8 protein-coding genes and 1 pseudogene are annotated in these 7,874 nt (G+C 73.2%); 3 read left to right on the top strand and 6 right to left on the bottom strand.

The features are described from left to right. Positions 1-238 precede the first annotated feature (238 nt). Genes ACWJ6R_RS25640 through ACWJ6R_RS25630 form a run of 3 tightly spaced genes read left to right on the top strand, consistent with a single transcriptional unit; the run spans position 239 to position 2,107 of the window. Positions 239-1,372, top strand: coding sequence for an AI-2E family transporter (locus ACWJ6R_RS25640; RefSeq protein WP_449064685.1), 1,134 nt, complete (start codon positions 239-241; stop codon positions 1,370-1,372). Between the two features lie 4 nt (positions 1,373-1,376). Beyond that, complete coding sequence (locus ACWJ6R_RS25635; RefSeq protein WP_449064684.1) at positions 1,377-1,886, top strand: DUF6597 domain-containing transcriptional factor; 510 nt, start codon at positions 1,377-1,379, stop codon at positions 1,884-1,886. 26 nt (positions 1,887-1,912) lie between these two features. Further along, the gene (locus ACWJ6R_RS25630) at positions 1,913-2,107 is read left to right on the top strand and encodes a helix-turn-helix domain-containing protein (RefSeq protein WP_449064683.1); all 195 of its coding nucleotides are present in this window, start codon (positions 1,913-1,915) and stop codon (positions 2,105-2,107) included. Here ACWJ6R_RS25630 and ACWJ6R_RS25625 read toward each other — a convergent pair. From ACWJ6R_RS25625 to ACWJ6R_RS25600, 6 genes and pseudogenes are all read right to left on the bottom strand, one after another. Beyond that, positions 2,086-2,955, bottom strand: a complete 870-nt coding sequence (locus ACWJ6R_RS25625) for a hypothetical protein (RefSeq protein ID WP_449064682.1) — start codon at positions 2,953-2,955, stop codon at positions 2,086-2,088. The two genes, ACWJ6R_RS25630 and ACWJ6R_RS25625, sit on opposite strands and share 22 nt — an antisense overlap. Before the next feature lie 208 nt (positions 2,956-3,163). Continuing rightward, positions 3,164-3,289: a hypothetical protein gene (locus ACWJ6R_RS25620; RefSeq protein WP_449064681.1), complete on the bottom strand. Its 126-nt coding sequence runs from the start codon at positions 3,287-3,289 to the stop codon at positions 3,164-3,166. Beyond that, positions 3,286-4,014: a PhzF family phenazine biosynthesis protein gene (locus ACWJ6R_RS25615; RefSeq protein ID WP_449064680.1), complete on the bottom strand. Its 729-nt coding sequence runs from the start codon at positions 4,012-4,014 to the stop codon at positions 3,286-3,288. Before ACWJ6R_RS25615 ends, ACWJ6R_RS25620 begins: the two co-directional genes overlap by 4 nt. A 184-nt stretch (positions 4,015-4,198) precedes the next feature. Next, positions 4,199-6,010 (bottom strand): vWA domain-containing protein, encoded by a 1,812-nt coding sequence (locus tag ACWJ6R_RS25610; protein WP_449064679.1) that lies wholly within the window; start codon positions 6,008-6,010, stop codon positions 4,199-4,201. Next, positions 6,010-7,071 (bottom strand): AAA family ATPase, encoded by a 1,062-nt coding sequence (locus ACWJ6R_RS25605; protein ID WP_449064678.1) that lies wholly within the window; start codon positions 7,069-7,071, stop codon positions 6,010-6,012. The genes ACWJ6R_RS25610 and ACWJ6R_RS25605 overlap by 1 nt, the downstream gene beginning before the upstream one ends. 18 nt (positions 7,072-7,089) lie before the next feature. Continuing rightward, positions 7,090-7,874, bottom strand: a pseudogene (locus ACWJ6R_RS25600) (hypothetical protein); the annotation flags it as partial.

Here is a 7,874-nt window from a genome sequence, read left to right as displayed (position 1 = left end):
ACCACCCCGTCTCCGGGGCAACCCCTCTAACTTACCTCGACATCCCGTTCGTGTCGAACCGGATTCCGCCGGGACGCACGCGTCCCACCGGAAGAAGCTGATCAGAGGGGTTCCCGAGGTCCCGGCGATCTCCGCCGACCCCCTCGGGCCTGTGAACTATATGTACGGCCGACGACCCCGTCAAATCATCCGCGCCCCGGCCGGGACGTGTTCTCCGCCCTCGGGGTAGGTACCGGGCGTGACAGATCAACGAGTGCTCCCCCGGCCACTGGTCTTGCTGCTCTGCACGGCGGGCGCCGTGGTCACGCTGGCCGGCGTCAAGGCGGTCGGTTCCATCCTCGGCCCCGTGCTCCTCGCCCTGGTACTCGTCATGGCGGTCTCCCCCGTCCGAGCCCGGCTAGACGCGCGCGGCGCCCCCGGATGGCTGCAGGTCGCGGTCCCGCTGGCCATCGTGCTGGTCGTGCTGCTCGGCATGATGGCCGTCCTGACCCTCTCCGTCGCGCAGCTGGCCGGCCTGGCCCCCACCTACGGCGACCAGTTCGGTGAGATCGTCGCCCAACTGCGGGATTTCGCCGCTCGGTTGGGGATCGGCGGCCGGCAGATCGACCAGGCGATCAAGTCGTTCGACCCGGGCAAGGTCTTCACCTTCGTGCAGGGGTTCGCCTCCGGACTGCTCGGCGCCTTCTCCGGCCTGGTCCTCATCGTGGTCCTGCTGCTCGCCATGTGCCTGGACGCGCGGTCCTTCTCCAAGGTCCTCGCCCACGGCGCGGCCTCCCGGCCGAAGCTCGTCGCCGCGCTCGACGACTTCGCCCACAAGACGCGCCGCTACCTGGTCGTCTCCACGCTCTTCGGCCTCGTCTGCGCCGCGCTGGACGCCGCCGCGCTCTGGGCGCTGAGCGTCCCGCTCCCCCTCCTGTGGGGCGTCCTCGCTCTGATCACCAACTACATCCCGAACATCGGCTTCGTCATCGGACTCATTCCGCCCGCCCTGCTCGGCCTGCTGGAGGGCGGATTCGAGACCATGCTCCTGGTGATCGCCGCCTACATCGCGATCAACTTCGTGGTCCAGTCGCTCATCCAGCCCAAATTCCTCGGCGACGCGGTCGGCCTGTCCACGACCGTGACGTTCCTGTCCCTCATCGTCTGGGCCTTCGTGCTCGGCCCCCTGGGCGCCCTGCTGGCCATCCCGCTCAGCCTGCTGGTCCGCGCCGTGCTGATCGACGCCGACCCGCGCGGCGGGTGGGCCGCGGCGCTCGTCTCCGGAGCGCCCCCCGCCGAAGGGGAGCACGATCGCGTCTCCTCCGGTGACGGGGACGTCCCGCCTGCGGGGCCGGAGCCCTCCCCTCCCTCCGGGGCCTCCGCCGTACCCTGATGCCATGTATCGCGAGTGGGCCCCCGACCCGGCTCTCGCCGACCGGCTCGTCTGCGTCTGGACGCGCGTCGCGACGTCCGCCGGCACCGGGCTGGTCGTGCCGGACGGATGCGTCGACCTGATCTGGGGCCCCCGGGGGCCGCACGTGGCCGGGCCCGACACCGGGCCGATGCCGGTCGCCATGTCCCCGGGCGACCGCTACACCGGGGTCCGGTTCCGGCCCGGCGCGGTGGGCGACGCGTTCGGGGTGCCGGTCGAGGCGCTGCGGGATCTGCGGGTGCCGCTGACCGACCTCGGCGGGCTGCCCCGGCTGGACGCCGAGGCCGTGTCCGCCGCGATCGCGACTGCCGGAACCGCCGGTGACGGGGCGTCCGGGACGTCCTCGGGACCGTCCAGGAGGCGCTGGCCGTACGGCTGCGCGCGACGCCCGGGCCGGACCCGGCCGCGCCGGTGGTCGCCGAGGCGCTGCGGACCGGGCGGAGCGTCGGGGAGGTCGCCCGCGACCTCGGGCTGAGCGAGCGGCAGCTGCACCGGCGGTGCGTGCGGGCGTTCGGGTACGGTCCCAAGACGCTGCAGCGGGTCGTCCGGTTCCAGCGGGCGCTCCGGCTGGCCGGGCGCGGGACCGGGCTGGCCGAGGTGGCGCTGGCCAGCGGATACGCCGACCAGTCGCACATGTCCAACGAGGTACGGCGACTGGCCGGCGTGCCCCTGCGTCAGCTCGTCAACCGGCCGTAGGCCTTCAGCGTCCTCAGCCGCGCCACGGTGAGGAACCCGCCCCACTCGTGGGCGACGATCGGCGCCCACATCGGGAAGTTCGGCGCCCAGCCGCCGTCGGCGCCCTGCTGGTCGATCAGCGCGTCCAGGTGCGTCTCCAGCACCTCCTCACCGAAGAGCGGCAGGGTGCCGGGCTCGGGGACGAAGTCCAGCGGGAAGTGGGCCTCGCCCTCCGCCGCCGGGTCGAGGGAGACGGTGGCCAGGATCGCCTCGCGGAGCCGTGTGAACTCGTCGTGGGCGCGGTCGCGGTCCGGGGCGTGCTCCAGGAAGTGCAGGACCGCGCGGGCGGTGTAGGGCTCGAGCTCGCTCGCCCTGCCGATGGCGGCCCAGGTGAACTCGGTGGCCGGGCCGAGCCACGGGTGCTCGATCTTGTGCTTGTGCAGCAGGCCCGCGATGGAGGCGGTCGGCACCAGGGAGCCGGGCGGGTCGTCGGGGGTCTCCCACCAGGGCGCGCGGGGCGAGGTGCGCACGCTCGGCAGCACGAACGGCACCCCTCCGTCGGTCGCGGTGACCGTCAGCAGGTGGTCGCAGGCGCGGGTCACCATCGGGTCGTCGAACGCGTCCAGCTCGTCGAGGATCCAGAACGCCACCTCGACGGGCTCGGGCTGGCTCTCCGGACCGCGCAGGTCGGGCTCCAGGGCGTTGCCGAACCCGCCGTCGGCGTTCTGGTAGCCCCGCAGTACGGCCAGCACCCGGTCCGCCGATCCGCCGTCGAGCAGCCTCTCACACCTCAGCCGGTCGATCAGCCGGGCGTTGAGCAGCAGGTAACGCCTGGCCGCTGCCAGGGCGTCGTTCGTCAGCGTCTTCATGACACCGACCGTACGCCCGGCGGCCGGAGCCGTCTTGCAGGAATCGGACGCGCCGCCGTGCCCGCTCCTCGGATCAGCGATCCGGGAGACCGGGGGCCAGACGACCGGACGGCGGGGACCCGATGGTCAGAGTCCAGAGGCAGACCGGGAGACCGGAGGCCGGACGGTCAGAGTCCAGAGGCAAGCCGGGAGACCGGGGGCCGGACGGTCAGGGGACCTCCATCGCGACGGCTCCGCCGCTCACCCGGGTGCGGCCGTCGGGCTCGGCGATCGAGACCTTCAGTTCGCTGGGCCGTCCCATGTCCACCCCCTGGATGATCGTGAACTCCTTCACCCCGTCCTCGAGGGCCCTGAGGTAGCCGCCGAAGGCGCCGCCGCGGCCCCGGTCGCCGGATCCTCGACCACACCGCCCACCGGGAACGGGTCGCGCGCGTGGTAGCGCCTGTCGCTCTCCCGCCAGAAGAGGTTCACGGTCGTCCAGCCGTGGCGGGTCATGACCGACCGCAGCGCCTCGAAGTCGTAGTGGAGGTCCGCCAGCCGCTCGCGGGAGGCGGCGGCGAGCATGAGGTGGTGGACCCCGCCGAAGGCGACGTGCGGCGGGAACGCCTTGTCCAGCTCGTCGCGGGACCAGCGCAGCGCGGCGAGCGCCTCGTCCAGCGCCTCCTCCGCCACCGGCGCGGAGCGGGTGGGCACGCTGGTGAGGGTGGCGAGCAGCGTCTCCCCCTCGACACCGGTCTCCACCGCGATCTCTCCGGCGTTGGTGCGGAAGGCCAGCGGACCGGTCCCGAGCCGCTCGGCCAGGGCCACCGCGGTGGCTATCGTGGCGTGCCCGCAGAAGTCGACCTCCGCCGAGGGCGCGAAGTAGCGGACTCGGAAGACGCGGTTCTCGTCGTCGCGTTCGGTCAGGAAGGCGGTCTCGGAGTAGCCCACCTCGGCGGCGACGGCGAGCATCTCCTCGGCCGTCAGACCGGCGGCGTCCAGGACGATCCCGGCGGGGTTGCCGCCCGCGGGATCGTGGGTGAAGGCGGTGTAGCGCAGGACTTCCACGTTGTTCCTCACACTTTCAGGAACCTAGCAGCCGCCGTGTCCGGGATCGCGCTTCGGACCGTGCTCCGGACCGAGTCCCGCCCCGGAGCACAGCCCGGATCACGGTCCCGGGCCCGGTCCGGCCGCCGGAGCCCGGGGCCGCGCCGAAGGAACGGCGTCCTTCCCGGCTTCCCCTGCTTCCCCGGCCGGCTGCGCCTCATCTCATCCGGAAGACCGGCCCGCGGGGGGCGAAGGGGAGGCGGGCGCTCTCGGGGATGAGGAAGGCGTGCTCGCGCCGGATGCGGAGCACGTCGCACCACCCGTCGGTGATCACCAGGATCGGGCCCTCGGGCGGGAAGTCCTCGGCCCGCTGCAGCAGGTCCACACCCGGCTGGAGCACGGTGCCGCCCCGGCCGCGGACCCGGACCCGGTTCGCGATCTCCTCCACCGGCAGGTACCCGGCGTCGTAGGCCGCCGCGTCGCAGAACACCACGCGGGCGCGCGGTACGTCGCGGGCCGCGGCGTAGGAGGCGATCGCGCCCAGCGCCTTGCCGAGGAGCCGGGTGTCCATCGAGCCGGAGGTGTCCAGGACGACGCCGAACGTCGCCCGCCGTACGAGCTCTTCGGGGCGGATCCAGCCGGGGCGGGGGATGTCCGGGCTGGAGGCCTGGCGGCGGGAGGCGCGGGCGTAGGAGCGGCGCCGGTCCGCGGAGGGGACGTGCTCGTCGAACCAGCGGGCCAGTGCGGCGTCCCAGGGCAGCGGGGGCTGGTCCAGGGCGCGGATCTCCTGCTCCAGGCCGGAGGGGAGCAGCCCCCGGCCGCTGTTGTGATGGTAGGCCAGGCCGGTGCACAGGGCGTTTCGGTAGTACTCGTCGAGGTCCATGTAGCGGCCGGGCGCGCCGGGGTGCGGGAGCGGGCGGTCGAGCACGTCGCCGCGGCCGCGCCCGCGCAGGGTGCCGAGCTTGCGCAGGCGGCGCAGGTCTGCGGCGATCCGGTCGTAGACGGCCTCGGTGGACAGCCCGGCGAGCGAGCGGTCGTACAGCAGGCCCTCGGGCATCTCGCCGACGGCCATCTCCATCAGCCAGCCGTTGATGACGTAGTCGGCCGCGACGTTCCACAGGTAGGGGTCGCGCCCGCCGACGCGCTCGCCGTGGCGGAGCGCGGCGTGCAGCATCTCGTGGGCCAGCACGAACCGCCACTCCTCCACCGACATCCGTACGAGCGGATTCACGTAGATCTCGGCGGACTCGGCGCTGACCGCCGCGATCGAGATGTCCCAGCCCTTGGCCAGCTCCACGTCGGCGACGATCCTCATGCCCGCCGCGAGGGCGCCCAGCAGCGGGTAGGACGAGACGAACCAGCGCAGCGCCAGGTCCCACGGCCCGTCGACGTGCCGGTCCGCCGTGGAGCGGGGTGCGCCCGCGAGGTCCAGCGCGGCGGTGGCCGTGTCGGCGACGCCGATCGCGAAGTCCCGCTGGAAGTCCATCTGCTTGGCCGTCTCCTCGTCCCCGATCACGAAGTCGGGCGGGCCGGGCGGCTCGTACTCGGCCGGCAGGCCGAGGCGGCGCCACCGCTCCGACAGCGTGGTCTCGTCCTCGTGAGGCAGCTCGGCCGGGAGCGGTTCGGGGCAGCGGCCGAGCTTGAGGGTGCGCAGGAAGCGGTCGACGGCCAGGCAGCAGGCGGCCCGGTAGGCGGGGTCGGGCAGGAAGCTCGTCTCCCAGCGGTCGCCGGTCCTCTCCCCGATGTCCCCGGGCAGGGCGGAGCGCGGGTCGGCGTGGCCGAAGCCGAGGTGGAGCAGGAGGTGGGCGAAGACCCACGCCCACTCCTCGGGTTCGGCCCGGCGCTTGGGGTGGTGGTGGACCCTGCCCTCGGTCGAGACCGCGCCCCAGGCGTCCGGCGCGAGTTCGCCGTCCCGGGCGGCGCGCAGCCGGTAGCGGTAGGCGCGGAAGAGGGGGTGGTCCGTGGTCAGCCGCCACCCCTGCTCCGCCTTCTGGCGCCAGGGGTCGACCTTGGCCTTCTGCCTGGGCATCAGTTCCTCGCGGCGACGAGGCGGGGAAGGTCGCGGCCCACCTCGACGAGGAACCAGGTGGGCAGGGCGGGTGCTCCGTCAGCGTCGTTGGCGATGACGAGCTGGGCGCACTCCAGGGAGATCTCGGCCAGCTCGACCAGGAGCGTCTTCGCCCGGAACGCCAGGTCGCGTCCGCGGGAGGAGGCGCCGCGCTTGTCGGCGGGCAGTTCCTTCATCAGGCGGGCGCGGAAGGTCTCCGACAGGAAGTACAGCAGGTCGCGCTCCTCGGGGGCGCGGGGCCAGGGGGCGTCGCCCTTGAGCACGGCGTCGAGGTCGTAGGCGTGGCGGACCGTCTTGACGTACGCGCGGAAGGCGGACGCGTGCGCGGTGGTGAGGGTACCGAAGGCCAGCACGGCCAGGGTGTCGTCGTCGATGCCGTCGCCGTAGGAGTGCATGACGTCGGAGAGCATGTGCCAGGCCCGCGGTGAGGAGAACGGCTCCTCGGTCTTGGGCGGGGCGCTCCACAGGTGGTCGGGGCGCTGGACGAGGTACTCGACGATCCAGGGGTGGATGCCGTTGGCCGTGGCCCAGGTGAGCCAGTCGGTGGCCGAGGCCCGCAGGTGGACGTGGACCAGGCGGTTGACCAGCGCCGAGGCCATCGGCCGGGCCAGCGCGTTGTCGGTGGCCCGGTTGCCCGCCCCGATGACGACGGAGCCGGCGGGCAGTTCGTAGGCGCCGATGCGCCGGTCGAGGATGAGCGAGTAGAACGCCTTCTGCACCTCGGGCGCGGAGGCGTTGAGCTCGTCGAGGAACAGGCAGTACGGCTCGTCGCGGGCGATGGTCTCGGGCGGGGCGAACCGGCTCCGGCCGCCGACCAGCTCGGGCACGCCGATGAGGTCCTCGGGGGCGAGCTGGGTGCCGAGCATGGTCACGCACTCCAGTCCGAGCGCGTCGGCGAAGTCACGGACGAGGGAGCTCTTGCCGATGCCGGGGGCGCCCCAGAGGAAGACGGGGCGCACCACGGCGACGTTCAGGAGCACGCCGGGGAGCTGCGCGGGGGTGACGGTGACCGTTGCCTGCATGCCGACAAGAGTGACAAGTCACCCCGGCGTCCGCACCGGGTTTTCCGGTCGATCGGACGGCCGCGGGGCCGGCCGGGCGGATGTCTCGTCCTGCACGCGGGCGGCCGAGACCCGGCGGTCCCAGGGCATGGCGTAGGCCAGGATCGGCAGCAGCGCCACCGAGGCCTGGGCCCACCCCGCGTGCTGCGTCGACCAGATCTCCCAGGACTGGGTCATGGGGAGGTAGCCGTACCCGGCCCACAGGCAGACGCCGATGACCGCGGGCCAGTAGAAGCGGTTGGGTGTGGGCCGCGCGACGAGGAACGGCATGAACCACAGCAGGTACTGCGCGCCGAGGCGGGGGGTGACGACCATGAAGGCGAGCAGCACGGCGGTGGTGAGGTCCACCGGGTCGGCGCGGCGCCACAGGAAGGCCGTCACCAGCACCGTGACGTAGATCAGCCGGGTGCCGAAGGTGGCGATCCCGGAGTCGAGCGTCCAGTCGCCGCCGACGAGGATCGCGCTGTAGCCCCACTCGCCGACGATCGGGCGGATGTCCCCGATCGTGCGCAGGGCCTGGACGATCTCGTCCAGGGAGGCGTTCAGCAGGAGGGGCTCGGTGACGATGAAGAGGACCGGCATGACGCCGGTCGCCACGAACGCGACGGCGCGGGCCCGGACGGTGGGCAGCAGCAGGAGCATGCCGGGGATCAGCCAGATCGGCCAGCTCTTGGCGCACAGGGCCAGGCCCATCAGCAGCCCGGCGTACAGGGCGCGGCGCAGCGCCGCCCGGTCCGCCGCCCGGTCGCCCTCGCGCGGGGTGA

The sequence above is a fragment of the Planomonospora algeriensis genome, assembly GCF_977012225.1.
This window is presented reverse-complemented; position numbering and strand designations above follow the sequence as displayed.